Below are 603 nucleotides of genomic sequence, written 5' to 3'. Positions count from 1 at the left end.
TGGTAATCCGTATACGGATTTGGTCCTCTGCTTTTTACAAACTGCCGAGAATACCAGCTATGACTTCATTGACGTAGTTTTTAACTTTCTCAAGAGCGGTTGAAGGTTTTCTTTTTGAATGAGCTCCATTATAATCTGAGGTCAACTGGGTAATACGTTCGGCAGTCATTTTCCGTTCCTTGGAATAGGAAAGAATTTCTTCTTGAGTCGGTTTTAAATATTCTCCAATTTTATACTTGATAAGAATTGCCAATTCCTTGTCGGTCATCAAGGATAATTTTTCCTGTATTCTACTCATAGCCCACAATTAGCCATTGTTATCAGCCGTTTTATCTGGTTCTCAATGTTTTCAAGGTAGATTTTGTCCAATGGATTTGAATAAGGATCAGACATTTTTTTTCCTTGAATGTAAAGTTCCATTGCTTTATTTAAACAAGATCTGTATTCAGTTAATTTGTTTAAATTTAAAAAAGCTAATGCCGAGTAATATTGATTTTCAGCTAATTCATTTGTCTGGGATTGTTTCTTAAATACTTCTATTGCCTTTTCAAATTTCTCTGTTTCCAGATAGAGAACACCAAGATGTAAATAATCATATGCGCC

The 603-nt window shown here is 34.0% G+C and carries 1 protein-coding gene and 1 pseudogene; both read right to left on the bottom strand.

Annotated elements, in window-relative coordinates; translation table 11 throughout:
* Positions 1-34 precede the first annotated feature (34 nt).
* Entirely contained in the window at positions 35-298 is a 264-nt protein-coding gene (locus RM529_RS17695) for a hypothetical protein (RefSeq protein ID WP_311486050.1), read from the bottom strand.
* Positions 295-603: pseudogene (locus RM529_RS17690) on the bottom strand (hypothetical protein); the annotation flags it as partial. The gene RM529_RS17695 and the pseudogene RM529_RS17690, both read right to left, overlap by 4 nt.

The sequence above is a fragment of the Autumnicola edwardsiae genome (assembly GCF_031846505.1).
In the GTDB taxonomy this organism is placed as follows: domain Bacteria; phylum Bacteroidota; class Bacteroidia; order Flavobacteriales; family Flavobacteriaceae; genus Autumnicola; species Autumnicola edwardsiae.
The sequence above is the reverse complement of the archived record's forward strand: the minus strand, read 5'-3'. Positions and strand labels throughout refer to the sequence as shown.